The 25,585-nt window shown below is 54.9% G+C and carries 27 protein-coding genes and 2 pseudogenes; 17 read left to right on the plus strand and 12 right to left on the minus strand.

Annotated features, from left to right (window positions below; genetic code table 11):
• Position 1 precedes the first annotated feature (1 nt).
• The 3 genes and pseudogenes from EGY08_RS31295 to EGY08_RS02260 all read right to left on the minus strand — a co-directional run.
• A pseudogene (locus EGY08_RS31295) lies at positions 2-166 on the minus strand (hypothetical protein); the annotation flags it as partial.
• 277 nt (positions 167-443) lie between these two features.
• The gene (gene zntB / locus EGY08_RS02255) at positions 444-1,427 is read right to left on the minus strand and encodes a zinc transporter ZntB (protein WP_004121094.1); all 984 of its coding nucleotides are present in this window, start codon (positions 1,425-1,427) and stop codon (positions 444-446) included.
• 342 nt (positions 1,428-1,769) lie between these two features.
• Complete coding sequence (locus tag EGY08_RS02260; RefSeq protein ID WP_004121096.1) at positions 1,770-2,378, minus strand: helix-turn-helix transcriptional regulator; 609 nt, start codon at positions 2,376-2,378, stop codon at positions 1,770-1,772.
• Positions 2,379-3,000: 622 nt separating this feature from the next.
• On the opposite strand from EGY08_RS02260, the gene EGY08_RS02265 reads away from it, so the two are divergent.
• Both EGY08_RS02265 and EGY08_RS02270 read left to right on the plus strand, forming a co-directional pair.
• A complete protein-coding gene (locus tag EGY08_RS02265) occupies positions 3,001-3,744 on the plus strand; it encodes a DeoR/GlpR family DNA-binding transcription regulator (protein WP_004121098.1) in 744 nt (247 codons plus the stop codon).
• A complete protein-coding gene (locus tag EGY08_RS02270) occupies positions 3,737-4,828 on the plus strand; it encodes an oxidoreductase (protein ID WP_177447566.1) in 1,092 nt (363 codons plus the stop codon). Before EGY08_RS02265 ends, EGY08_RS02270 begins: the two co-directional genes overlap by 8 nt.
• Before the next feature lie 47 nt (positions 4,829-4,875).
• On the opposite strand, the gene umuC is transcribed toward EGY08_RS02270, so the two are convergent.
• Both umuC and umuD read right to left on the minus strand, forming a co-directional pair.
• Positions 4,876-6,141, minus strand: coding sequence for a translesion error-prone DNA polymerase V subunit UmuC (umuC, locus tag EGY08_RS02275; protein WP_004121101.1), 1,266 nt, complete (start codon positions 6,139-6,141; stop codon positions 4,876-4,878).
• Entirely contained in the window at positions 6,141-6,563 is a 423-nt protein-coding gene (gene umuD, locus EGY08_RS02280; RefSeq protein WP_004121104.1) for a translesion error-prone DNA polymerase V autoproteolytic subunit, read from the minus strand. The genes umuC and umuD overlap by 1 nt, the downstream gene beginning before the upstream one ends.
• A 275-nt stretch (positions 6,564-6,838) precedes the next feature.
• Here umuD and EGY08_RS02285 point away from each other — a divergent pair, with 275 nt between their 5' ends.
• The 3 genes from EGY08_RS02285 to EGY08_RS02295 all read left to right on the plus strand — a co-directional run bounded on the left by EGY08_RS02285 (position 6,839) and on the right by EGY08_RS02295 (position 7,860).
• Positions 6,839-7,033, plus strand: a complete 195-nt coding sequence (locus EGY08_RS02285) for a hypothetical protein (RefSeq protein WP_004121108.1) — start codon at positions 6,839-6,841, stop codon at positions 7,031-7,033.
• A gap of 155 nt (positions 7,034-7,188) precedes the next feature.
• Positions 7,189-7,380 carry a hypothetical protein gene (locus EGY08_RS02290; RefSeq protein WP_004121110.1) on the plus strand — a complete coding sequence of 64 codons (192 nt, stop codon included), beginning with the start codon at positions 7,189-7,191 and terminating at the stop codon, positions 7,378-7,380.
• A gap of 177 nt (positions 7,381-7,557) precedes the next feature.
• Complete coding sequence (locus tag EGY08_RS02295; protein WP_004121114.1) at positions 7,558-7,860, plus strand: PTS sugar transporter subunit IIB; 303 nt, start codon at positions 7,558-7,560, stop codon at positions 7,858-7,860.
• A gap of 56 nt (positions 7,861-7,916) precedes the next feature.
• Here EGY08_RS02295 and EGY08_RS02300 read toward each other — a convergent pair whose 3' ends face one another.
• The 5 genes and pseudogenes from EGY08_RS02300 to EGY08_RS02320 form a co-directional block, all read right to left on the minus strand.
• Positions 7,917-8,480: a YagU family protein gene (locus EGY08_RS02300; protein ID WP_004121116.1), complete on the minus strand. Its 564-nt coding sequence runs from the start codon at positions 8,478-8,480 to the stop codon at positions 7,917-7,919.
• Between the two features lie 202 nt (positions 8,481-8,682).
• The gene (locus EGY08_RS02305; RefSeq protein WP_004121118.1) at positions 8,683-9,264 is read right to left on the minus strand and encodes an outer membrane beta-barrel protein; all 582 of its coding nucleotides are present in this window, start codon (positions 9,262-9,264) and stop codon (positions 8,683-8,685) included.
• Between the two features lie 124 nt (positions 9,265-9,388).
• A pseudogene (locus tag EGY08_RS31385) lies at positions 9,389-9,560 on the minus strand (helix-turn-helix domain-containing protein); the annotation flags it as partial.
• Between the two features lie 380 nt (positions 9,561-9,940).
• The gene (locus EGY08_RS02315) at positions 9,941-10,129 is read right to left on the minus strand and encodes a cold-shock protein (protein WP_071988221.1); all 189 of its coding nucleotides are present in this window, start codon (positions 10,127-10,129) and stop codon (positions 9,941-9,943) included.
• 908 nt (positions 10,130-11,037) lie between these two features.
• Positions 11,038-12,018: an NAD(P)H-dependent flavin oxidoreductase gene (locus EGY08_RS02320; protein WP_123828136.1), complete on the minus strand. Its 981-nt coding sequence runs from the start codon at positions 12,016-12,018 to the stop codon at positions 11,038-11,040.
• Positions 12,019-12,176: 158 nt separating this feature from the next.
• Here EGY08_RS02320 and EGY08_RS02325 point away from each other — a divergent pair, with 158 nt between their 5' ends.
• Positions 12,177-13,088 (plus strand): LysR family transcriptional regulator, encoded by a 912-nt coding sequence (locus EGY08_RS02325; protein ID WP_049115327.1) that lies wholly within the window; start codon positions 12,177-12,179, stop codon positions 13,086-13,088.
• A 64-nt stretch (positions 13,089-13,152) separates the two neighbouring features.
• Here EGY08_RS02325 and EGY08_RS02330 read toward each other — a convergent pair whose 3' ends face one another.
• Positions 13,153-14,037 carry a LysR family transcriptional regulator gene (locus EGY08_RS02330; protein ID WP_049115325.1) on the minus strand — a complete coding sequence of 295 codons (885 nt, stop codon included), beginning with the start codon at positions 14,035-14,037 and terminating at the stop codon, positions 13,153-13,155.
• Between the two features lie 171 nt (positions 14,038-14,208).
• Between EGY08_RS02330 and EGY08_RS02335 the strand changes: the two genes are divergently transcribed.
• From EGY08_RS02335 to EGY08_RS02385, 11 genes are all read left to right on the plus strand, one after another.
• The gene (locus tag EGY08_RS02335) at positions 14,209-15,345 is read left to right on the plus strand and encodes an alpha/beta hydrolase (RefSeq protein WP_123828137.1); all 1,137 of its coding nucleotides are present in this window, start codon (positions 14,209-14,211) and stop codon (positions 15,343-15,345) included.
• Between the two features lie 144 nt (positions 15,346-15,489).
• Complete coding sequence (locus EGY08_RS02340; protein ID WP_162626006.1) at positions 15,490-16,677, plus strand: MFS transporter; 1,188 nt, start codon at positions 15,490-15,492, stop codon at positions 16,675-16,677.
• Between the two features lie 81 nt (positions 16,678-16,758).
• A complete protein-coding gene (locus EGY08_RS02345) occupies positions 16,759-17,103 on the plus strand; it encodes a DUF1294 domain-containing protein (RefSeq protein WP_004121130.1) in 345 nt (114 codons plus the stop codon).
• 98 nt (positions 17,104-17,201) lie between these two features.
• Complete coding sequence (locus EGY08_RS02350) at positions 17,202-17,930, plus strand: MerR family transcriptional regulator (RefSeq protein ID WP_004121132.1); 729 nt, start codon at positions 17,202-17,204, stop codon at positions 17,928-17,930.
• Between the two features lie 274 nt (positions 17,931-18,204).
• On the plus strand, positions 18,205-18,639 hold the full coding sequence (locus EGY08_RS02355; RefSeq protein WP_004121140.1) for a nuclear transport factor 2 family protein: 435 nt from the start codon (positions 18,205-18,207) through the stop codon (positions 18,637-18,639).
• Positions 18,636-19,355, plus strand: coding sequence for an SDR family NAD(P)-dependent oxidoreductase (locus tag EGY08_RS02360; RefSeq protein WP_123828138.1), 720 nt, complete (start codon positions 18,636-18,638; stop codon positions 19,353-19,355). The genes EGY08_RS02355 and EGY08_RS02360 overlap by 4 nt, the downstream gene beginning before the upstream one ends.
• Entirely contained in the window at positions 19,352-20,611 is a 1,260-nt protein-coding gene (locus EGY08_RS02365; protein WP_123828139.1) for an NAD(P)/FAD-dependent oxidoreductase, read from the plus strand. Before EGY08_RS02360 ends, EGY08_RS02365 begins: the two co-directional genes overlap by 4 nt.
• 1 nt (position 20,612) lies before the next feature.
• The gene (locus tag EGY08_RS02370) at positions 20,613-21,335 is read left to right on the plus strand and encodes a DUF1365 domain-containing protein (protein WP_123828140.1); all 723 of its coding nucleotides are present in this window, start codon (positions 20,613-20,615) and stop codon (positions 21,333-21,335) included.
• The gene (locus EGY08_RS02375) at positions 21,332-22,555 is read left to right on the plus strand and encodes an SAM-dependent methyltransferase (protein WP_049115314.1); all 1,224 of its coding nucleotides are present in this window, start codon (positions 21,332-21,334) and stop codon (positions 22,553-22,555) included. Before EGY08_RS02370 ends, EGY08_RS02375 begins: the two co-directional genes overlap by 4 nt.
• Entirely contained in the window at positions 22,552-23,085 is a 534-nt protein-coding gene (locus EGY08_RS02380) for a DUF3833 domain-containing protein (protein WP_004121156.1), read from the plus strand. The genes EGY08_RS02375 and EGY08_RS02380 overlap by 4 nt, the downstream gene beginning before the upstream one ends.
• A 14-nt stretch (positions 23,086-23,099) precedes the next feature.
• Positions 23,100-24,059 carry a YbgA family protein gene (locus tag EGY08_RS02385; protein ID WP_004121158.1) on the plus strand — a complete coding sequence of 320 codons (960 nt, stop codon included), beginning with the start codon at positions 23,100-23,102 and terminating at the stop codon, positions 24,057-24,059.
• Between the two features lie 65 nt (positions 24,060-24,124).
• Here EGY08_RS02385 and EGY08_RS02390 read toward each other — a convergent pair whose 3' ends face one another.
• Entirely contained in the window at positions 24,125-25,507 is a 1,383-nt protein-coding gene (locus EGY08_RS02390; protein ID WP_123828141.1) for a carbohydrate porin, read from the minus strand.
• Between the last annotated feature and the right edge of the window lie 78 nt (positions 25,508-25,585).

The following is a 25,585-nucleotide window of genomic DNA, read 5'->3' on the forward strand; positions in this document are numbered from 1 at the left end:
TGGCGCGTATCGTCGCAGATCTCCGCTCCCGATGCGACAATTTAATCGGCTCATCGTCAGGCGGTGGGTCGGGTAACGGGCGCGGGCGGGGTTTAGGATCGTGGACCGGTACAGGATCGTTGGGTTCCGGCGGAATGGGGATTGAGTTCAGCGAATGAATACGCATATTGACTCCCGGTTATGGACGGGTACACCAGTTAAGCGTAGAAGCTGAGAAACAGAGCGCAAAAAAAAGCCGACTCATTAAAGTCGGCGTCGTACGAATCAATTGTGCTATGCAGTAATTCAAAAAAGGAAGTAAGACAATATGGAGCGCAACGCCCATCGCTTGACGTTGCATTCACCTGCGAGAGAGATATTGCCCTGAATGGGTAGACGGTTTATTGATTTCGCTCAAACATTGCCGGGTTTTCATCATCATCACCGCGCCAAAAGACGATTCTTTACAACCATTTACTACGATGCAACCACCATGTAACACCCCCAATGAGAACGACTAACATTATGCAGAAAATAGAAAAACCCATATGCCAGCTATTGCCGGGAATGCCGCCGAGGTTGACGCCAAAGAGTCCGGTTAAAAAAGTGCTGGGTAGAAAAACCATTGCCATCAGCGACATCGTATAAGTTCTACGCGATAGCGACTCCTGCATAATTTGCGCGATTTCATCGCTCATGATCGCCGTGCGGGCGATGCAGCTATCAATCTCATCCAGACCTCGCCCCAGACGTTCGGCAATATCCTGCATCCGTCGCCGATGGTCGTCCGTCATCCACGGCAGACGCTCGCTGGCAAGCCTTGCATACACATCACGCTGCGGCGCCATATAGCGGCGCATGACGATAAGCTGTTTACGTAGTAACGCGAGGAAACCACGCGGCGGGACCTGCTGATCCAACAAATCATCTTCCAGATCGATAATCCGGTCGTGAAGCTGCTCGATAAACTCGCTGGCGTGATCGGTTAGCGCATCGCAAACATCCACCAGCCAGCCGCCGCCGTCAACCGGGCCGTTTCCCTCACGCAAATCGCCGAGCACATCATCCAGCGCCAGGACTTTGCGCTGCCGGGTGGAGACAATCAAACGCTCGTCCATATAAAGACGCATCGCGACCAGTTGGTCCGGGCGCTCATCGGTACTGCCGTTAATACAGCGCAGCGTGATTAAAGCCCCATCGCCAATCCTCGTTACACGCGGGCGAGTGCTCTCGCCGGCCAGCGCATCGCGCACGTTATTGGGCAGCAGCGGCGTTGATGCCAGCCATTCCGCGCTATCAACATGGGTATAGTTGAGATGCAGCCAGCAAGGATGCTCTTTATCAATGGTGTCACTATCGACCAACGGCTTTACGCCGCCCTGCCCGTCGAACACCCAAGCAAAAACGGCATCCGGCACGTTCAGTTCCGATCCCTTAATGGCGTCCACTGGACCTCCGTTAACTCATGCACATTTCCGTAGTCTAGCCTTACGCGACGGTTACGCAAGAGCTAATCAGGGCATGCTGCTGAATTCACTGGCGAAAAGCGAGGAGTCTGAAAAAAAGAACCCGCCGGCGGCGGGTTGTGGATGTACTTTGCAATACTGTGTCTAACCTGCATTATCACTCTCCGCCAGACGCTGGGCTGACGGGAAGGCAGGCTAGCAGGAGCCGTTCACTTTTTCTCTTCTGCGTATTGACGAGCGTTGTCATGCAAATGGGTACACATACTTTTTTCCTCCATTTTAATAAGCAAAATAAGAATAGAGCGATATTGCTGCTTTGCAAGTTTAACTGTGGCCTTTGGCGCTATTCAGATAGCGCAGAAATAGCAGCAGGTCTAAGTCGTTGCGTAGATGAAATTTAGACATAATCAGACGTTTATGTGCAAAAACCGTTTTATTGCAAAGCGAAAGTTCTCGGGCAATCGCGTTCACCGTTAGCCCTTGGTAGATTGCCGCCGCGATGATTCGCTGCTGTGGAGATAGCCTTCTCTGCGGGCAACGCTCGCATCGTAACACCGATTTTTGTTCCGCTGCCGGTGGAACCAGAATCCATGAGAGTTTAATTTTCGCCATAACCTGAGAGATTTTCTCATCGCGCCCAACAAAGACGATCTCTTCCAGGCAGAGCGGCAAAGCGCCTCTCCCCCGTTGATTTTGCCTGGCAACCAGGCCAATCAGCAATCCCGGTTTCCGATTTAACAACTCCGGATGACATACGAATTCAGCTCCGCGGCATAAATCCAGCACGACCACATCAGCATCCTGCACGATCCGTTCATTAAGCGATGCAGCACATTGCGTAGATAATGAGTACTCCGGGAAGATGCTCTGTAATATAAAGTGAAATCCTAAATTAAAAAACTGATTGTTATTTTTAATGACGATATTCAACATTGGCTTAGCCTGCTGAAGATAGTAAATCAAGTATTATCCAGACAGCTAACGATACGCAAAGTACCGCTATCGTCGTTTTACAAAACACGATATAAATAAACATTATTTTTCGACCTGAGAACTGGCGCCCCACGAAATTTAAGTAGAAATAGCGTTCTGGCGCAGCGAATCACACGGGCTAATTAAAACCTCCCCGCCCCGCTGTGGATTAATATCCCTCATCTTGACTAAAAAAGGATATTGCAAAAAACCTTATACCATTCACATGGATTATATTTACGCTCGCCGGAGCGTCGCCAGCCAGGCCGGCCGGCTTACAATCAAGCATCGTAAAAACCAACGCTATTACGGCTGAAGTGAATTCTCATCTAAATACACTCATTAACTCAAGTTATTTTTCGGTATAATTTTAGACTATTCATAACTTGCATTGTTGATCTTCTCAGAGGTTATTGGCTGCCAGAGGGGAGGACTCCCCGGCGGAAAAATGGGAGAGTGACAAACTATCCTGCGTAAGCATTCAACAAAACGTCACCTCTGTGGGGCATCACGTTCGGCGCATTCCTTTTTCGGTAAAATGCTGTATTATGCGATTTATTGCAGCATTTTGCGGGTTTAGATTATGCACAAAACGGCCAGACAGAAATATCTAATTGATATTCTTAGCGAAAAAGGCCAGGTCACTATCAGTGAGCTGGTCGATAACCTGCAGGTTTCTGCAGATACGCTGCGCCGCGATCTCAGCGACCTCGAGAAACAGGGGCTGGCCCAGAAAAACCACGGCGGCGCTATCGCGCTCAATCTCTCCATCATGAATCGCCAGAACAGGAATACGCTGCTACCGGATATCAAGCAGCGCTTAGGTAAAATGGTGGCGGAGAAAATCCCCGGCGGATCCACGCTGTTCCTTGACGCGGGGAGTACCGTGCTGGCCGTCGCCGCTCAGATACAGGGCCCGATGACGGTGATCACCACCTCTTTGGATATCGCCCAGCACTTCAGCGCGCGTGCGGATATTCAGCTTATTTTGCTGGGGGGGAAATGGGATATGCAGCAGCGCCTTTTTGCCGGTAGCGCTACGGTTTCGCTACTGGAACGCTATCGGGCGGATATCGCTATTCTCGGCGCCTGCGCGCTCCATGCCGATCTCGGCCTCAGCGCCAGCCAGGAGGCGGACGCTGAAGTTAAGCGCGCCATGCTGGCGGCCAGCGCGGAACATTGGCTGGTGGCCGATCATATGAAACTCAATCACTGCGAGCCCTGGCTGGTTGCCGGACTCGCCGACATCCACCAGCTCTTTCTTGATCGGCCATGGGAAGAACTGAAGGATAACGGCTCAATACAACTCACTATCGCTGATGCTTAAGAACGCGGAGATGCTTATGACTAACGGTAAGAATATTAATATTGCCCTGATTGGCTACGGATTCGTCGGCAAAACTTTTCATGCTCCGCTGATCCAGTCCGTCAACGGCTTGAATCTGGCGATTGTCGCCTCGCGCGATGAAGATAAAGTGAAACGCGACCTGCCGAATGTCACCGTCATCGCATCACCTGAAGAGGCCATTCAGCATCCGGATGTCGATCTGGTGGTTATCGCCTCTCCTAACGCCACCCACGCTCCGCTTGCCCGTCTGGCCTTAAACGCCGGCAAGCACGTCGTTGTCGACAAACCGTTTACCCTTGATATGCAGGAAGCCCGCGAACTGATTGCGCTCGCGGAAGAGAAACAGCGGGTGCTGTCAGTGTTCCATAACCGCCGCTGGGACAGCGATTATCTGGCCGTGAAGCAGGTTATCGAACAGGAGCTCATCGGAAAAGTTAAACATTTTGAATCCCATTTTGACCGCTTCCGCCCGGAAGTACGCGTCCGCTGGCGGGAGCAGAACGTACCGGGCAGCGGCCTGTGGTTTGATTTAGGCCCGCATCTGATCGACCAGGCGCTGCAGCTGTTCGGCCTGCCGCAGTCGGTGCAGGGGAGCATCGCCACTCTGCGTGAAGGCGCGGAGATCAATGACTGGGCGCACGTGGTGCTGAACTATCCGCAGCACAAAGTGATTCTGCACTGCAGCATGCTGGTCGCAGGTGGCGTATCGCGCTTTACCGTCCATGGCGATAAAGGCAGCGCCGTCAAACAACGCGCAGACCAGCAGGAGAGCCAGCTGCTGGCGGGCGTGATTCCGGGCAGCGAAAGCTGGGGCGCGGACGACGATAGCCTGGTGGTGTTTGACGCGGACCTGCGCGCCAGTGAAATCAGCGCGCCACGAGGCGATCAGCGCCAGTACTATATTCACGTCCGCGACGCGCTGACCGGCAAAATCAACAATCCGGTATCCCCATTAGAGGCGCTCGCCGTGATGGCGGTGCTGGAAGCGGCTGTGCAATCCGCCGAGAGCGGTACAACGCAAACTCTCGCGCTGACCGCAGATGAACTGGCGGGTCTGCAATAAGCGCTGCGCAATATGTCTGAGGGATTGTCGCCCCCTTTAATGCCAGCCTACAGTTTCACCCGCAGCAAATCGCTGAGCCGGGTGGTGTAGGCTGGCGACAGCATCTGCCGCTTCATCTCCCAGCTGCGCTCTATCCCCTGCCCGGCAAACCAGAGCCGGCCTTTATCACGTCGATTAACAGAATCAAGAACCGTCATCAGCTGTTCACTATTCGCGCGCGGCCGATAGTCGTCAAACAGGCCTAACTGCGCCACCCCCTGGCTAAAGAAATCGCCCAGCATCACGCCGCACTTTTGATATCGGTATCCCTCTCGCCAGATGGTGTCCAGGCATTTTAGCGCCGCCGCGATGATATCCCGGCTATCCTGGGTCGGGATGTGGATTTTCGTGCCGGCATCATTGCCGTAATAGACTTCATTACCCGCAAACGGGCTGGTCTTCACAAAAACGGAAACATAGCGGCAGTACTGATGCTCCGCGCGCAGCTTCTCGGCGGCGCGGACCGCATGGCTGCATACCGCTTCACGCATCGCCCCGTATTCACTCACCTTCTGACTGAATGAACGCGAGCAGATAATTTGCTGTTTAGTCGGCATATACTCTTCCAGCTCAAGGCAGGGCTCGCCTCTCAGTTCCCGCACGGTGCGCTCCATCACGACGCTGAAATGTTTTCTGATAAGCGAAGCGGGCGTCTCGGCCAGCTGAAGCGCCGTGTTGATCCCCATATCATTGAGCTTTTTCGCAATGCGGCGCCCTACCCCCCAGACCTCACCGACGACCACCTTCTCCAGCAACTTTCTCTGCCTGACCGGTAAGGAGAGATCGACCACGCCCTCGAACTTTGGCCACCTTTTGGCCGCATAATTAGCCAGCTTAGCCAGCGTTTTCGTCGGCCCGATCCCTACCCCCACCGTCAGACCGGTACACTGGAGTAATGTACTACGCACATGGCGACCAAATGACTCAAGCTCCTCAGAACGATGGATCCCGGCCAAATTCACGAACGCTTCATCAATAGAATATTGATGAACCGCGGGGGCCAGCTCTTCGAGAATCGTCATGACCCGATGGGACATATCGCCATAAAGGGCATAGTTGCTGCTAAACACCGCCACCTGATGGCGTTCAAACTGTGATTTCACTTTGAAATAGGGCGCGCCCATTGGAATCTCCAGCCGTTTAGCCTCGTGATTCCTGGCGATGACGCAGCCATCGTTGTTGCTCAACACCACCACCGGACGCCCGCGTAAATCAGGGCGAAAGGCCGTTTCACAGCTGGCATAAAATGAATTCACATCGACCAGGGCAAACATCAGCGAAGCCTGTTGATGCTGAAAGTGACGACACCAAAAATCTCCAGCGCCTCACCGTCGTTGTGCAGCACAATGGGTGGAAAATCTGGATTCATCGGCAAGAGTTGCATGATGGGGTGCGTACAGAGGCGTTTAACCGTGTACTCGCCGCCGACGGAGGCGATGATGATATCACCATGTTTCGCTTTCAGGCCACGGTCCACCACCAGCAGCGTGCCTTCATAAATGCCGGCATCAACCATTGACGTGCCCGTCGCCATGACAAAATAGGTCGCCGCGGGATGGCTGATACAAAGCTCATTGAGATCTATCCCCTTCTCAATGTAATCCTGTGCGGGGCTGGGAAAGCCGCATGAAACAAGGTCGCTAAACAGCGGAATCGACACGATCTTTCGCAATTCAACCGGTTGATAAAACATCATATTAGAGTCACCCGTGGCAATACTGTATTTATATACAGTATCAATAGTTCATCCGAGTTTTTCAAGTCGCCCGTCAGAGATTGGTGCGAAGACGTTGAAGTTGCGCTGAATTTTGCATCCGGGTTTGCACAGGACGCCTTCCTCGTACGTATTACAGATGGTTTTGTATTGCATGCTGGAAATTTCCGCAAATTGGGAGGAGGATAGAATCCGTTGAGGCGTACTTTGCTCATAGCCTGTTGTGGTCCACCCGACATACTGAACCGGAGATTCATATGTATTACACGTTAGGAGACAAAACTCTCCACTTTTATCGTTATCAGTGCCGCTTTTATGTCGCTCATTGGGACGGAGGGCATGTAATGACGGAGAAGTTCAAGCCGTTTATTGCCTCAATCACCGAGAAAACCGGCCTTGAGGCAAAGAACGTTGAGGCGGCGGCGCGGGACTACTTCAATAACGTCGACTGATATTGTACGCCATACCATCGCTATCGGCTTATTCGCCTAGCGATGGTAACGATGGACGAACGGCGGAAAGCATAAGAAAAGCCGTGTCACGCGATCGTAAAACAAAGCCTGTAGGATAAGCCCGGACGCCACCAGCGCTAAAACGAGGTGAAGAGATGGGAACAGTTAAAGCCAGTAATCTGGAACAGGCAAAGCAGCTTCTGCAGTCCGGCGACGCCATTAAACTCGAACTGGATTTCGAACTCGACTCTGATGAATTTTTTAATTTTGCTATCGAGTACTGTACGAATGGAGCGAAGCTTACGCGAGCCGGCGATCGCTTTCAGATTTCACGTAAAAAAAAGTAGCCTGAGCGTTATCCCCGCGATTCCCAGCATCACAGGGGCCTTCGTTTTTAGCGCCTGTGATGCTCGCCAGCAGAATAAAAACATCCTCATAAATTAACCTGGAATATTGATACATCGCGCATTTTCGTTGCCGAGGGAGGAATATTGTAGCTGCGGTATCTTACCGAGGGTTAAACCGTGAAAAAACTATTAATATGCTGTTTGTTTGGCGAAACGGCAGGGATTATTGCCCGCAGAATGCAAAAAATTGCTGACGATCGGCAACTGGATTTATTAATCAGCGCCGTTGGGGTTGAAAATTTCTTTAGCGTCGCTCCCGCTTACGATGCCGTGCTGGTTGCCCCGCATATCCAGTATAAGGTCGAGCAATTCACTCGCGCACCGCAGGCACCACAAGACATTGCCGTTATTGAAAGTTTGCCCTATGCCTCATTTGATGGTGAGAAGATCCTTAACTTCGCCCTGAATACGCTGCTGTAATCTCTCTCCTGTCCTGTCAAAAGAACCCGTGACAGCACGGGTTCTTTTGAGATGAATTATCTGAACGGCGCGTCAAGAGGTACTTCGGCGTCAGGTTCATGGGTAATGCGGTTGCGAAGATCGCGACGAATCATCTCAATGGCCCAGAACCAAAAAATATGCCCCAGCAATTCCGAAATATACTCATCGGCAGGAATATTCAATAACGAAGGCGTCAGCCCCAGTAGCGGAAATGAGATCCAGTGAACGGCGATGGTGGCGACAATTCCCGCCCATGCTCCCTGCCATAATTTCACTTTCGGAAAGACTTCCGCGACGACACAATAGCCAACGGCAAACACCAGCGAGAATATAATATGCGTGACCATCACCGGATTGATGATGTGTTCGGAGAAAGTATATACCGTATGCGTTGGGTCAATTCCCAGATAGTCGCGTAAGAAAAGATAAGGTGGATTAAACTCATCTCTGCCGCCGGAGAAAGTACGCGGCGGTAATGGAACTTCAGCCCCCCATTTAACAAACGCCGACATAATTCCTGCAATCACCCCGACAAATAGCGCTACGCCATAACGACGTCGCCCGGGTGTTGTTTGTATAAAAAAGTCCTTAATCGCCATAAAAAATCACCATTAATTTATTACATTTATTTCCCCTGTGTCATATTTAAGGGCATTGGCGATTATCAACATTGATCACGATCACACTTTTCTCAGGTGCCATGACGACCAATTATATACTGTAATTATGACCATAGGTCTATTACCAGCAGATAAAGAGCCCCCTTTTTATTCAAATGACGCTCTTTCCGGGACGATGCTTTTATTGCCCAAAACGGTAACTGATGCCCGCCATCATGGAGTTTACATCGCTGCTCACGCCAATTTGATTTTCGTTACCCACATTGTTGACCCACTGGTACTCCAGACGTCCCGACCATCTGTCATTAAATGCATATTCGGTGCCGAAAGCCAGTACCGGGCGCACGCCGGTGTCAAATCGATTTTTTCCATTCACGTCGGATTCCGCGCGATAGCCCATCATCCCTGCCCGGCCGTAAAGATCCCAGTCGCTGGTCAGGCTATAACTGGCCTTCAACGAAAGCTGTAGTCCCTGACTTTTCATTTGCGAACCGGATGCGCCATGGCGACCATTGATACCCATATTGCCTAAATAGTCATAGCCACCTTCAACCGCCAGCCAGGGGTTAATCTGATAGCCGGTAAACACACCGCCGCCGACGTTATCGCGGTCGACATCGACTTGCCGATCGGTGCTGGAATCGCCGTAGTGCGACCAGCCAAATTTAGATCCCGCGTACCAGGTTCCTGTCTCCGCAGCAGCAAAAGCTGCCGTCGCCGTAAAAGCATGGGCAATAATTAACGTAATAAGCGTCTTCTTCATAATCATCTCGTTGTCGACCCGTTGTCGAATAAATGTCATCGTAAATATTAAGTGGGTCTACAATAAAATATTAATACCGCGCTGATAATCGTTTTATTATTTAAATTTGGACAACCCGCCAGCCCTAAAACCGCTCGGGTAACTTATTCACGCCAATCAAGTCCCCCGTATTTAAACGTAATATAGTTACCACATTTTAACGCCGATAATACGTTTAATACACTGCTATGTGATAAGTGGCCCCCCCCCTGAATATAACCCAGAATAGATAGGCGCATCCGTGTCTGTTCGGGAAGCGGTCCTATCTCCTCCGTTGATAAAAAGGTACAGCTGTGGTTGATTTTTATGTGTCCTGGTCATACGTTTTCGCGGCTCAACGTTCATTTTTCGGCAATCGGTGTCAGGAGCGCCGTTAAACGCGGGATACTCGCTTCCGGGCGGACGGGCGGTAGGATATGCATAGGAATACCAGATGAGTTCTGGTTTAAAAATTATAGAACGCAACAAGTTTTCCGCAAGAATTGCGAGACTACGCATTTACTCACATCTGCAAAGATAAGAAAAGTACGGTCTGATTTGAATTTAAACAAACTAAAAAGCTGCCCGCAGGCAGCCGATCGAAATGGTAATAACGCTTACGATTCAGATATCAAAGGCCCTTTTCAAGGGCCCAATCTTACTTCCGTAACTCAAGCGATGCCGAGTTTCTGGACATATGCGCTGCGATATTATCGAATGTAATCATCGCGGATTTACAAAAAATGCATTTCGCGCCAAACGGATTTTTTTCAGAAACATCGTAGGTGGATGTTCTGTACTGCGACCCATGACAGCATGGGCATCTGAAATGAATGTGGTCAATCATGATGTTAGCCTCTTTTTGCTACAACATTCTCTACCGCAGGGACATTTAGCCATATTTCACAGAAAACACCTTCCCGGCTTTTCTGTCACAGCGTGAAAACGCTGCTCTGAATGGTTGAGAATAACAATGACATCATTGTCATTACTGCTTATAGATACCTCTGAAGCGCACTTCAGACTGAACTCTATTACTGCACCAGCGATTTTTTAATGTTGTTAATTTCTTAGTTTGCCCGAGGGCACGTAATGTTTGGTAGATTTCAATAAAATAATCGTGTGCTATTGGGATAACGTTATCTCTTATGCACTTTTGCACGCTAAACGGAAAATTCCAGGCCAATCCCTTCTCTATCGCCGTTTGCGCCAGTTTGTGAACCTGTTTACTCGGGTTTAGACCGTCATCGTTGTCGCAGGTTCAAAAAACTTTTAAATTATTCGCTTCACAGAGCTTAATTAATCACGATAGGGAGAGTCTAAAGAAGGATTATCTACGGATAACGCTTGAGATGAGAACTGCTTCACTAAACCGTTTATTACTGGATCTGTGTAGTAAATCGACCTGCTATTAATCACATAGATGCCGATCGATAGCAAGCTTTATTTTCACCCCGCAGCGCACTGAGAAAAAACGCGACCTGAAAAGATAGGTAAGGTAGTCGGCCGGAGCCCGCAAAGCCTTCGTTGAAGACAAGAGCAATGATCAGCCCCAGAGTGGAAACGTTAAGCTCTTATCCGGGACCAGATTCGCAGCCTGGAAACATTTATCCCCGGAGAGCAGCGTAACGGCATCTTGTTCAACCGAACGCTCCTCCCCTTCTGAATCGAATCGCCAGGCTATTTTTCTGGCGCAAGGCGTCAGAAAAATAGCGTCAGACGGAAAGCCGTAGTAACCCGCACAAAACAGAATCTCTAACTAATCGTCAGCTCATTCACAACGCTCGCTACGCTTTTGACGCTGCGAATGTTGCCGATCCCCGTGCCGAGCGAGATATAGCCTTCCTCAGCGTTGCCTTCCAGCATGCCGATACGCAAGCCGCGTAATCCCCCCATGGCTTCGCCGAGCGCCTCGCGGCTGGCGCCGGCTTTATCCATCGACACCAGTGTTTCGGCCAGCCTGCCCGGCAGCGAGCGATAGAAATGCGGCAGCGTGCGGAAAAGCCGTAAATCAAGGCCATTGGCGGCAATAATTCTTTTTTTGACTGAGGCCGGCACTCTGCTTTCTTCCGTCGCGATAAAAACCGAACCGGCAAATATCCCTTCCGCGCCGAGCGCGTGCGCCGCTCTGGCGGTACGGTTGTCGGTAATACCGCCAGCCGCCATCACCGGAATGCGATCCACCGCATCGGCAATCAGCGGCACGATTGAAAAGGTTCCCAGCACGGTACCCGGCAATGTCCCTCCTTCATCAAAACCGGTCGCGACGATGATATCGGCGCCAGCGGCTTCAGCAAGGCGGGTATTTTCAGGCGTCGGATTGATATCACGGTAAATGACAGCAATACCTGCCTCTTTTAATTCGTTGAATAGCGCCGGTATGAGCGCCCCTTCACCGTAACCGGTATACACCACGGCCCTGATGCCCTCTTCTTTTATCACCTGCAGAATAGGCGGGGTCCAGATATCGTTTTCAGGCATTGGGATCAGGTTCACGCCGAAAGGCTTTTCGGTCAGCCGTTTGGTTTTGCGGATCTCTTCGCGCATTTTTTCAGCGGTTTCTTCCGGCGTGGAAACCGCGGTCTCAGCGGTTAAACCCGCATTGGGCCCCAGCACACCAAGCCCGCCTGCATTGCTGACGGCGGCGACTAAACGGGCATCGGTTAGCCACGATAGCGGCCCCTGAATAACCGGTTTTTCTATATTCAGGATCTGACAGATACGGTTATTTTTCATGGTGCAATATCCTTCACAATAGCGCTATGGCGCGGTTCAGTTTCTTAGTGGAAGGAGTGTAGGCCGTAAGATTATTTAGAAAAATAGCCAAAAAAATTCATCACTATTATAAAATCAGTAACAATGAAATCTCCCGATGTGGGCAAAAGAAACTAACTATGCAAATAAATCTCTTCGAATCGATTCGCATTTTTATTGAAATTGTCGAGGCGGGCAGTTTTACTCAGGCGGCGGAACATCTGCAAATCCATCGTCCCGCCGTTACGAAAGCCTTGCAGCTGCTGGAGCAGCACTGCGGCACACGTTTGCTGCAGCGAACAACGCGTCGTATTAACCTGACGCCTGACGGGGAAGCGTTTTATCGTCAGAGCAAACCTTTACTCTCCCAGGCGGATGCGTTGCTGGAGTCGTTTGGTACAGACCGGGTATTGCACGGCCAGCTGCGAGTCGACATGCCTGTCGCTTTTGCGACGTTATTGGTCGTTCCCCATCTGCCTGATTTTTATCGTCAGCATCCTGGCGTCGAAATCATCCTCAGTAGCTCGGACCGCCGTCAGGATATGCTGCGCGATGGGCTTGACTGCCTGCTGCGGGTAGGACAACTGGATGACGGGGACTATATCGCCCGCAAGTTGGGCAGCATTAAAATGACGACCTGCGCCAGCCCGGCCTATATTGCGAGCCACGGCGCGCCGCAAACGCTGGAGGATTTGCAGGATCATCAGGCTATCAACTGGATTAACAGCAGCAGCAGGCAAATTATGCCGTGGACCTTTGCGACGCCAGAGGGTATCACCGAAATGACGCTTCCCGGTAAGCTGGTCATCGATAACTCTGAAACTTATTTATCGGCAGGCCTGGCGGGTCTGGGATTAGTTCAGGGAATGAACCTTTTTTTACAACCTTATCTCGACCGCGGCCTTTTAGTGGAAGTCTTACCCGACAACCCCTCCCCCGACCGCAAACTGTCACTCTTGTATCCGCACCGCCATCTCTCACGCAAAGTGCGGGCGTTTACCGAGTGGCTAGAGAGCTTATTGTCAAAGACGCGATGCGACGTTAAACAGTAACGGTAGCGCCTGTCATCGACCAGAAAGTGCCCCGGAGAAGGTTATGCCCCTCAGGAATGACGGCTTAGATTCTCAGGGTGTCAATCACCGCCCGCAGCGCGGGCGACACGTTGCGATGGGGATAATAGAGAAAAGAGCCTTCCAGCCGCTGGCTGTAGCGTTGCAAAACTCTGATAAGCGCGCCTCGCTCTAAGTCGTCGGCGACCAGCTCCTGCGGGACATAAGCCAGACCCAGACCCAACCTGGCGGCTTTTGCCTCCATATAGCTGTCAGCAAAGGCCCACTGCCCCTGCGGACGATGGGTGATTTTTTTACCGTCCTGATCGAGCTCCCAGCCGTACAGGCTTCCGTCGCCAAACTGATAGGCGATGCAGGGATGAATCACTAAATCTGCGGGCGTTTGCGGAAAGCCGTAGCGGCGAAAATGCTCGGGCGTGCCGACAACAACCATCTCCATATCTGGCGAAATGCGCACCGCCACCATGCCGCCGCCGACTTCCGGCCCCAGACGCACCCCGGCATCAAACCGCTCCGCGATAATATCGACAAACCGGCTTTCGCCGATCAGTTCCAGGCGAATATCAGGATAGCGTTGTTTAAATACCGCCAGCTTCGGCAGGAGCACTTTATCAATAGCGTGCTGGCTGGCATTGATGCGGACGGTACCGGACGGGGTATGGCGATAATACGCCAGCGTGGATAGCCCCGAGTCTAACGCATCAAAGCCGGATTCGACGGTTTGATAGAGCTGCTCGCCCGCCTGGGTGAGCGAAAGTTTGCGGGTGGTACGCACCAGAAGCTGCACGCCCAGCCGCTCTTCCAGTTCACGAACGGAACGGCTAACGCCGGATTGCGCCAGCCCAAGCCGCTGCGCCGCGGCGGTAAAACTGCCCTCCCGCACCACCAGCATAAACAGGTACAGATCGTTATAGTTTTCCCGTTTTGCCATGATTCCTCCCGCGCCTGCGTCGTAATTTATAACAATATGATATGAATTTTAGCACTTTCCACCCACTAATCAGCACTCTGGCTGCTAACTATAATCAGCGCATTGCAACAAAGCACAGCAGCGTTATCCGTATGAAACCTGTATCTGGAACCTGTTTTAGGGGAATGATTAATGAAAGCGTTTACCAGAAAACTGACGGCCGCCATGCCTGCCATGCTGCTATGCGCGTCACTAAGTGGAGTCACCACCATGAGCTATGCCGAGACAACCAATCCAAACGCGCCCGTTTCGATGGTCGAAAAATGGGACAAAACCTTCGCGGAAAGCACGAAAGTCAGTCACCGTAAGGTGAGCTTCCAGAACCGGTACGGGATCACCCTGGTCGGCGATCTCTACATTCCGCAAGATCGCGGCGAACGCAAGCTGGCGGCGATCGCTGTCAGCGGCCCCTTCGGCGCGGTGAAAGAGCAGTCCAGCGGTCTCTATGCACAGACCCTGGCGGAACAGGGTTTCGTCACCCTGGCCTTCGATCCTTCTTATACGGGCGAAAGCGGCGGCTATCCGCGTAACGTTGCCTCTCCAGATATCAACACCGAGGATTTCAGCGCGGCGGTCGATTTCTTAGGTCTGCAAAGCGAGGTGGACCGCAACCGTATCGGGCTGCTCGGCATTTGCGGCTGGGGCGGCATGGCGCTTAACGACGCCGCGATGGATACCCGCGTGAAAGCGGTGGCCACCAGCGTCATGTACGACATGAGCCGCGCGATGGGCCATGGGGTTGGCGACGGTAAAGATCGCTATACCACCGCCGATCGCCGCGCCGTACTGCGCTACCTCAACGAACAGCGCTGGAAGGATGCGGAAAACAGCACCTACTCACCGGGCGGACATGATATTTACGTCGATGAGAAAGGTAACGCCAGCGCGGGCGATCGTATCTTGCCAGAAACCTTACCCGCCAACCCAAACCCGGTTTTGAAAGAGTTTTTTGACTATTACCGGATGCCGCGCGGTTTCCACGCCCGCTCCGTGAACTCAACCGGCGCGTGGAATGCGACCATGCCGCTGTCGTTTATGAATATGCCGCTGCTGAGCTATGCCAATGAAGTCACCATCCCGACGCTGATCGTGACCGGTGAAAAAGCGCATTCCCGTTATTTTGCCGAAGACGCCTTTAAGGCCATCGGCAACAAAGAGAAAGAGCTGATAATCGTCCCCGGCGCGAACCATGTCGATCTCTATGACAATGCGGCCGGTAAAATTCCGTTTGCCAAATTTGAACAGTTTTTCAAAACCAACCTGAGATAACGACCGAAAGCCGTTCGCAATTCGCGGGCGGCGTTCCATCGCCCGCTCTTTACCTTTACCCACGTTTTTTGTCGTTATGCGATCAATAGCGTCTGATCCGGCCGCGCCTGAAGCGGGCCGGGAAAATATTCAGGGATGCAGATCATGTCCACACTGAGCCGTACTACACCACCCACGCCAGCGCACGCCCACTGGGGCGGCGTATTTGCCATGACGCTGTGCGTTTTTGTCCTCATAGCTTCCGAATTTATGCCGGTCAGCCTGCTGACGCCGATTGCCAGAGATTTAAACGTCACCGAGGGGCTGGCAGGCCAGGGCATTGCGATTTCCGGCGCCCTTGCGGTACTGACCAGCCTGACTATCTCCAACCTTGCCGGGAGTCTGAATCGTAAATATCTCCTGCTGGGGCTGACGGTTCTGATGGCGGCGTCGGGTTTGATTGTCGCGCTGGCGTCCAGCTATGCGGTTTATATGGCGGGAAGGGCCCTGATTGGTATCGTCATCGGTGGATTCTGGTCGATGTCGGCGGCCACCGCCATCAGGCTGGTGCCGCAGCGCCAGGTTCCCCGCGCGCTGGCGATTTTCAACGGCGGTAACGCGCTGGCGACCGTCGTGGCGGCGCCGCTGGGCAGCTATCTGGGGTCAACCGTCGGCTGGCGCGGCGCCTTTTTATGCCTGGCGCCGCTGGCGATAGCCGCCTTTGTCTGGCAGTGCGTCAGCCTGCCCGCGATGGAAAGCGATAACGCGAGCCGGCCGCGCGGCTCCGCGCTTCGCCTGTTCAGAACGCCCATCGTCGCTATCGGCCTGCTGGCCTGCGGACTCTTCTTCATGGGGCAGTTTACCCTATTTACCTACGTGCGGCCGTTTCTGGAAACGGTAACCGGCCTCAGCGCCTCTGGCCTGTCCCTGATTTTGCTCGCGATAGGCATCGCGGGTTTTATCGGCACCCTGGGCGTTTCGCCACTCCTCACCGCCCGGTTTTATCAGACCTTAATCTCTCTCCCCTTACTGATGGCCGTGATTGCCGGAACGTTGCTGCTGGCAGGACACCACGCCTGGGCCGTAGCCATTCTGTTAAGCTTGTGGGGAATGCTGGCGACGGCGGCGCCAACCGGCTGGTGGACGTGGATAGCGCGGACGCTGCCCGACGACGCGGAAGCTGGTGGCGGACTGATGGTCGCCGTGATTCAGCTGTCGATTGCGCTGGGTTCGACGGCAGGAGGCGTGGTATTTGACCGCCTGGGGTGGCAAAGCGCTTTTGGATTGAGTGGAATATTGCTGCTTGCCGCGGTCGGAATAACGGTGATCGCTGGTCGCCTGGCGAGGAAGTAGGCTAAGGCTGCGGTTTTTTCTCGCCGCGCGTCGTGCGTATAATGCGGTTTCAATACGCGCTGAAAAACTGCGGCTAAAAATATGAATCTCAATCGGTGTTGTTATTTACTCCTGATCGCCGCGGCGATCGGCTGCATTTTTACGTCCTGGCCTTTTGCTATTTGGCTCCTGCTGGTCAACGTCCTGACGCTGGCGATTTACGGTGTGGACAAAATGGCGGCGCGCAGGGCCTGGCGCAGGGTGCCGGAGTCCACGTTGCTGGTGTTTGGGCTCGTGGGCGGCTGGGCTGGCGCGATAGCGGGTCAGCAGCTGTTCCGCCACAAAACGCAAAAGCAGCCATTCAGGACCTGGTTCATCATCAGCGCGATCGCCAGTCTCTCAGGGATGGCGGTGATTTATGTGCTCTATCCTTTTTCTTTTTATTAATTTCCGGCGAGGCTAACGGCTTGCAAAAGAGGGGAATGCACTCAATCGGCCGCTATTCGTAGTATATTGAGAGTACTGTTGATTATCAGGTGTCCCTTATGACCTACTCCATCGGTGAATTTGCGCAGCTTTGCGGCATTAACGCGACGACGCTCCGCGCCTGGCAGCGTCGCTACGGCCTCCTTAAGCCACAGCGCACCGATGGCGGCCATCGCCTGTACAACGATGACGATATCCAGCAGGCGCTCAAAATTCTCGACTGGGTCAAAAAAGGGGTTCCTGTCAGCCAGGTGAAACCCCTACTGGCGCGTCCCGGCGCGCGGCGGACGAATAACTGGCTCATCTTGCAGGAGAGCATGCTCCAGCGGCTGAAAGAGGGGAAAATCGAATCCCTGCGCCAGCTGATTTACGACGCCGGGCGCGAATCCCCTCGCCCCGAGCTGGTCACCGAGGTGCTACGCCCGCTGCGCAGCCAGGTCTCCGCCAACGTACCGGCAATCATGACGCTGCGCGAAATCCTCGACGGGATCATCATCGCCTACACTTCCTTCTGCCTCGAAGGGGACAAAAAGGCGCCCGGCGATAACTATTTGATCACCGGCTGGCATCTGACGGACGCCTGCGAAATCTGGCTTGAAGCGCTCAAACGCACCGGACAGGGCCACCGCATCGACGTCCTTCCGACGCCCCCGGCAACCCTGGCGCCGGAGATCCTGCCGGAGCGCAAATGGCTGCTGGTGACGACCGGTAAACTCTCCCCTGCTCGCCAGAAGCAGGTTGAACGCTGGCAGCAGCAGGTGGTCTCCCTGGAGATTGTCGCGCTGTAATTTAGCGCGCCTCGGCTAACACGTCCTTCGTAATATCCCCGTAAACCGATCCTCTGTGCGTTAAATGCGCCCCCTGTCCGCGCCGTCTGTCTGCTCAAGGCGCGGCGGACATGCCCTTTCGCCTCTCGCTAAAGCCTCAAACCTGCACAGCAGAGATAAAAATAACCATATGATTTTTAATAAAAATAAAAAATATCTCAGCCAAAACTTGGACAAATATTATTAATTGTGTAAGTTTTAAATACGCTATGTTGATTCACTCTGGATGTGAGCCATGAGTCCTTCGCCCTCCGTTCTCAGCCGTTTTACCGAGTACTACGCCATGCTGGATACCCAGCCACCCTCGGCGCTGGCCGCGCTCTATCATGCGAATGCCGTACTGATCGATCCGTTTGGCCAGCATCGGGGACTATCCGCGATCCAGGGGTATTTTTCCCATCTGCTAGCCAACGTGGAGCGGTGCCGTTTCGCCATCAATACGCCGGTCTGCAACGCTCAGCGGTTTGCCGTCGCCTGGACTATGCACTGGTCACATCCGCGCCTGGCCGGCGGGAAGGCGTTAGAACTTGCGGGCTGCTCGATGGTTACGGTTGAAGAGGAGCGGATTATTTACCAGCGCGACTACTACGACGCCGGAGAGATGCTGTACGAACATCTTCCCCTGGTGGGCTGGGCGGTACGCGGCGTCAAGCGGAGGGTGCGGACATGATGACGGTGCTTATCACCGGCGCCAGCTCCGGGATTGGCGCCGGGCTCGCCAAATCCTTTGCTGCGGACGGCCACTCCGTCATCGCATGCGGGCGCGATCCGTCACGTCTGGCGGCGCTACAGCGGCACAGCCCCAACATCAGCCTCCGCCCATTTGATATGACGGACAGGGAGGCCTGTCGCCGGGCGCTCGCGGAGTGCCCGGCCGATCTGATCATTCTCTGCGCCGGGACCTGCGAATACCTGGACCACGGCACGGTAGATGCCGCGCTGGTGGAACGGACGATCGCCACCAACTTTCTCGGGCCGGTGAACTGCCTGGAGGTGCTTCAGCAGCGGCTGTCTGCCGGCAATCGCGTAGTGCTGGTAAGTTCAATGGCGCACTGGCTGCCCTTCCCTCGCGCCGAGGCGTATGGCGCCTCCAAAGCGGCGCTAACCTGGTTTGCCAACAGCCTGCGCCTGGACTGGGAACCGAAAGGCATTGCCATCACGGTGGTCTCGCCGGGATTCGTCGATACCCCGCTGACGCGCAAAAACGATTTTCCCATGCCCGGCCAGGTGAGCGTGGAGCAGGCGGTAAAGACGATTCGCCGCGGTCTGGCGAAAGGTAAAAATCATATCGTCTTCCCGACAGGTTTTGGCATGCTCCTGCGCCTGCTGGCAGGGCTTCCCGAAGGTCTGCAACGCCTACTGTTGCGCAGGATGGTACGCTCATGAATATCGCGATTATTGGCAGCGGCATTGCCGGTCTGACCTGCGCCTGGCGCCTTGCCGGACAACACCAGGTCACCCTGTTCGAAGCAGCATCCACGCCGGGGGGACATACCGCCACGGTGGATATCGCCACGCCGCAGGGCACATGGGCCATCGATACCGGGTTCATCGTTTACAACGATCGCACCTATCCGCGCTTTATGGGGCTGCTCAGCGAACTGGGCCTCAGCGGTCAAAAAACGCAAATGAGCTTCTCGGTACACAACCCGCAGAGCGGGCTGGAGTATAACGGCCACAGCCTGAGCTCGCTTTTCGCCCAGCGGCGCAACCTGGTAAAGCCGGCCTTCTGGGGATTTCTGACGGAGATCGTCCGCTTTAACCGTCTGGCGAAACAGGCTCTGGCGGGGGCGTTCGACCCGGGCGCCACGCTACAGACCTTCCTTGAGCGGCACCGCTTTAGCCCCTTTTTTGCGCGCCACTATATCCTGCCGATGGGCGCCGCTATCTGGTCATCGTCGCTGCAGGAGATGCGCCGCTTCCCGCTGGCGTTGTTTCTGCGCTTTTTTGAAAACCACGGCCTGCTCGATATCCGCCAGCGTCCGCAATGGTACGTGGTGCCCGGAGGCTCGCGCGAATACGTGCGCGCCCTGCTGGCTCAGCGTGGCGATCGCCTGCGCCTGCGCCTCAATGCACCTGTGCAAAACGTTATCCGTCGTCAGGATGGCGTCACGCTCCAACTGGCATCGGGGGAGCAGCATTTCGACCAGGCGATCTTCGCCTGCCACTCAGCCCAGGCGCTGGACATGCTGGCGGACCCGACCTCTGCCGAACGCGAGATTCTGGGAGATATCGGCTGGCAGCAAAATGAAGTCGTTCTGCATAGCGATCCCCGCTGGCTACCGGTGCGTAAGCGCGCCTGGGCCAGCTGGAACTATCGCCTGAGCGAGCAGGATCAGGCCAGCGCCTGCGTCACCTATAACATGAATATTCTCCAGGGCCTGCCCGCCGATGCCCCGCTGTTCTGCGTCACCCTCAATCCGCCAACGCCGGTGGACCCGCGTTTCGTCTGGAAGCGCATGGTCTATGAACATCCGCTGTTTAATCCGCAAAGCTGGTCCGCCCAGATGCGCCGCGAGGAGATTAACGGCCGCCAGCGGAGCTGGTTCTGCGGCGCGTACTGGTATAACGGTTTTCATGAAGATGGCGTGCGCAGCGCCCTTGATGTGGTCAACGGTATCGCGGCGGCGGAGAACCTCTGAAATGAACAACTGCCTCTATGAGGGCGTATTACGCCACCGCCGTCTCCAGCCGAAGGCGCACCACTTTCGCTATCGCATCTTTATGGCCTGGCTCGACCTGGACGAACTGGATGCGCTCGCCGCCGTCGGTATCCGCCGCAATCGGTTTGCCGGCGCTGCCTTTTACGATGCCGATTATCCGCTGGGCACGCCGTTAAAACAGCAGGTTCTGAACCGCCTGGAAAACCTGACCGGCACGCGCCCGGATGGCCGCGTCATGCTGCTGACCCAACTGCGTTACCTGGGCTTTCATTTTAACCCGGTCAACTTTTACTACTGCTACGACAGCGCCGGTACCCTGCGCTGGGTGCTGGCCGAAGTGCGCAATACGCCGTGGAATGAGCGCCATTACTACGCGGTAGACGGTCAACAGGCGCGTCCGCTGGCGAAAGCCTTTCACGTCTCGCCGTTTAACCCGATGGATATGGTCTACCTCTGGCGCTTTAACAGTCCCGGTAAAACGCTGCACATGCATATCGAGAACCATCAGGCCGCGAAAGTCTTCGACGCCACGCTGGCCCTGAGCCGCGTGCCTTTGACGCGCGCCAGCCTGCGCGGTCTGCTGCTGCGCATTCCGCTGATGACGCTGAAAACCGTCCTCGCGATCTACTGGCAGGCGCTGCGGCTATGGCTCAAGCGCATGCCGCTGTATAACCATCCTGTCAGCAGGAGTGAACGCTCATGACCGATCCCGTCTTTGCGCTTGAACCCGATATTCCGCGCAACGTGCGTATCGCGCGCTGGTTGCTCTTTCGTCTGTTGAGCGGCATTCGCGAAGGTTCGCTCACCGTGCGCGAAGGGGCGCAAACCTTTCATTTTGGCGACCCTACCGCCGCGCTGCGCGCCGAGGTGCGAGTGCTTTCAGCGAACGTCTACTGGCGCTTATTGACCGGCGGCAGCCTCGCCGCCGCGGAGGCCTGGATGGACGGCGAATGGGAGAGCCAGCAGTTGACGCCGCTGCTGCAGATGCTGGCGCGTAACGGCCAGGTACTGGGGCGGCTGGAGCGCGGCTTCCGGCTGCTGGGCAAGCCCGTCGAGCGGCTGCGTCACTGGACGCGCCGCAACTCGCGCGCGCAGGCGAAGGCGAATATCGCCGCCCATTACGATCTGGGCAACGACTTTTACGCCCACTTCCTTGACGACGAACTGCTTTACTCCAGCGCGCTATTTACCGACGACGGCCAGGATCTCACCCAGGCCCAGCGGGCCAAAATGGCGCGCCTGTGCGAGCGTCTGGCGCTTACGCCCGGCGATCATCTCCTGGAGATTGGCACCGGTTGGGGGGCGATGGCCGAATACGCCGCCCGCCACTACGGCTGCCGGGTCACCACCACCACCCTGTCGCAGGAACAGTTCCAGTGGGCCAACGCGCGAATTGCCCGCGCCGGGCTGCAGGATCGCGTCGAGGTACTGCTCTGCGATTACCGCGATCTGACCGGCCAGTATGACAAGCTGCTGTCGGTGGAGATGATTGAAGCCGTGGGGCAACGCTATCTGCCAGCTTTCTTTCGCACCTGCCAGGCGCGGCTGCGCCCGGGCGGCAGAATGGCGATCCAGGCCATCACCATCCAGGATCAGCGCTATCGCGGCTACAGCAAAAACGTGGATTTTATTCAGCGCTACATCTTCCCCGGCGGATTTTTGCCCAGCATCACGGCGATGAACGAGCTGATGACGCGGCACACCGATTTTGTGATGCGCGATCTGTTCGATATGGGGCCGGACTACGCCCGCACCCTGGCCCACTGGCGGCAGCGATTTATCCACGCCTGGCAGGATATTGAGAAGCTCGGCTTTGACGATCGCTTCCGCCGCATGTGGCTCTACTACTTCGGCTACTGCGAAGCCGGGTTTAACGCCCGCACCATCAGCGTTGTGCAGCTTACCGCGGAGCGAACATCATGAAACGCATTCTGACCCTTGGCCTCGCACTGCTGATGCTGGCTCTGGCGGGCTGCAGCGCCGAAGTGACCGACTACCGACAGCAGCAGCCGGCGCTGGACATTTTCCACTACTTTCAGGGCCAAACGGAAGCCTGGGGGATGGTTCAGGATCGTAACGGCAAGCAACTGCGCCGCTTCCACGTGGCGATTGACGGCGACGTGGTTGGCGACACGTTGACGCTTCACGAGCGCTTTGTCTATGACGATGGCGAAAAGCAGCAGCGGGTATGGCGCATTCGCCGCACCGGCGACCACCGTTATGAAGGCACCGCGGGCGACATTACCGGCGTGGCGACCGGCCAGGCGGCGGGCAACGCTTTCCACTGGCGCTACAGCATGAACGTGGCGGCCAACGGTAGCACCTGGCTGCTGCACTTCGACGACTGGATGTTCCTGCAGGACGACGTGCATCTGTTCAACAAAACCGAGATGAAGAAATTCGGCATTACCGTCGCCACGGTGACCCTTTTCTTCACCCGAACGGTACATTAAGAGAGGACAACGCCATGAACACGCAACCTGTCATTGGGATCAGCGGATGTTTAACCGGTTCAGCCGTGCGATTCGACGGCGGGCACAAGCGAATGAGCTTTGTGATGGATGAGCTCGCACAGTGGGTGGCGTTTAAACCCATCTGCCCGGAGATGGCTATCGGCCTGCCCGTTCCGCGCCCAGCGCTGCGGCTGGTGCAGACGACCGAGGGGGAGTTTCGCATGCGCTTTAGCCATGCCCCGCACGACGACGTGACGGAGAAGATGGCCGATTTCGCCAGCGCCCATCTCTCCACGCTGGGCGAGCTGTCGGGATTTATTGTCTGCGCCAAATCGCCCAGCTGCGGCATGGAGCGCGTGCGGCTGTACGATGAAAAGGGCAACCGCGGGCGTAAAGAAGGCACAGGATTGTTTACCGCCGCGCTGATGGAGAAATACCCCTGGCTACCGGTTGAGGAGGATGGTCGCCTGCACGATCCTGTGCTGCGTGAAAACTTCGTCGAGCGGGTTTTCGCCCTGCATGAACTGAATAGTCTGCACAAAAATGGCCTGACGCGTCGTGCGCTGCTGGATTTTCATAGTCGCTATAAACTTCAGCTGCTGGCCCACCATCAGTCGGGGTATCGCGAGATTGGTCCGTTCGTTGCGTCGCTCCACGAGTGGCAGGATCTGGAGGCTTTCTTTGCGGTGTACCGCGAAAAACTGATGGCGATCCTTAAACAGCCCGCTTCGCGTAAAAACCACACTAACGTGCTGATGCATATTCAGGGCTACTTCCGTAACCAGCTAAACAGCCGCCAGCGCGGCGAGCTGCGGGAGGTGATCCTTAACTATCGCTCCGGGCTGCTGCCCATTCTTGCGCCGATAACGCTGCTTAAGCATTATCTGGCCGAATATCCTGATCGTTACCTGCAGGCGCAGAACTATTTTGACCCCTACCCGCAGGACCTGGCCTTGCGCCTGACGGTGCATTGAGAGGGCTGAACGAGCGAACAGGCTGGCGCGCGCCAGCCTGTTCGCCCTGGTAAATCCGTCAGCTTTTAGAACCACGCCTCAAACATGCCGCCGACGTTCAGCGAATCCAGCTGTTCGTCTTTGGTGCCGTTGACCTTCGCAGTGCGCTTGTTATCCACCTGGCCGCCGGTCACGTAGAAGCGCAGCATCGGACGGAACTCCGGCCCCATTCCGATGGCGATATTCTGCGACAGCGTCAGCTTCCAGCCGTGGTTATCGCCGCCCTGGTCGTAATCGACGCGCTGGTAGCCCGCTTCCAGCCAGGTGGAGTGCACGTCGTTCCAGAAGTACATCGGACGGACGATGGCGCCGTAGTTTTTGCGGTTATCGGTGTTGTCCTTGCCGTTGTCATAGTCGTGGAAGGCCAGCAGATATTCGATCTGCGCCTGCCGGGTAAATTTATGCAGCCCTTCAAAGCTGGCGTAGATAGCGGTCAGGTCATCGGTTTTGTTGTAGACGCTGTTATCCGAGTTATCGGAGTAGCGCAGGATCACTTTATTGACGCCGCTGTCGTTGGTGTGGCTCAGCACCAGCCCGCCCTGCCAGGCGTCGAGACGCTCGTCGCTGTCCACCGCTTTCGAATCAAAACCGTAGTTGGCGTATACCTCAACGTCGATCGGCCCGGCCTTGATGTTGTGGGTTTTGGTGGTCAGGGCGTAGTGGCCGTTATCGCCGGTACCGGAGCCGCCGGTACAGGTGATGCGCGACGGGTTGGCCTCATCGGCCATCACTTCCGGGCTACAGGACTCCACCTGCGACACCCCCGCCACGTCAAACTGCACGCCGCCGATCTCAAAGTTTTTCACCCCGGCGCCCTGGCCATCGTGGTTCATCCAGAAGTAGTCGTTGATCCCCTGCTGCGGACGCTGATGGAAGTCGCGGCCTGCCCAGATATAAGCGTTGGGGTTAGATTCCAGCACGTTGGTGACGCCGACGTAGGCTTTTTTCAGGTTAACTTCATCGCTCCAGTGGTCAAACATGACGTTGATATCCCAGATCGCGCCTTTATTGCTCTTAAAGGCTTTGGTTATCTGGAATTCGCCGCCGTTACCTTCGTTGCCTAAACGACCGATCGCCGAGGCGCCGTTATAGGAGCCATCCACGCCGACAAACTTCTGATCGCCGGTCTGGAACTGCGCGCCGTAGCGGGCGTAGCCGCTGAACTTGAGGCCGAAGGGGATCGCCAGATCCGGCGTGGCCGCGGTGGTCTGCGGGTTGGTAATGACGTCCACTTTTTTATCGGCGGCGGCGTCGATTTTCGCCTGGCGCTCGGCCAGGGCTTTATCGACGGCTTTCGCCACAATGGCGTCGATCTGTTCCTGCGTGAACTCTTGAGCTATTACAGAGGTAAACGGGAAAAAGGCGGCGATAACCGCCACGGGTAATGGAAGTTTTTTTATCATTGTCAAAATTATCTCAATATAGGTTAATTTTATTCAGATAATAACAATCCTATTCTGAGTAGACAGAATATCTCGCTATCATAA

It is taken from the genome of Klebsiella sp. FDAARGOS_511 (assembly GCF_003812845.1).
GTDB lineage: Bacteria > Pseudomonadota > Gammaproteobacteria > Enterobacterales > Enterobacteriaceae > Klebsiella > Klebsiella grimontii.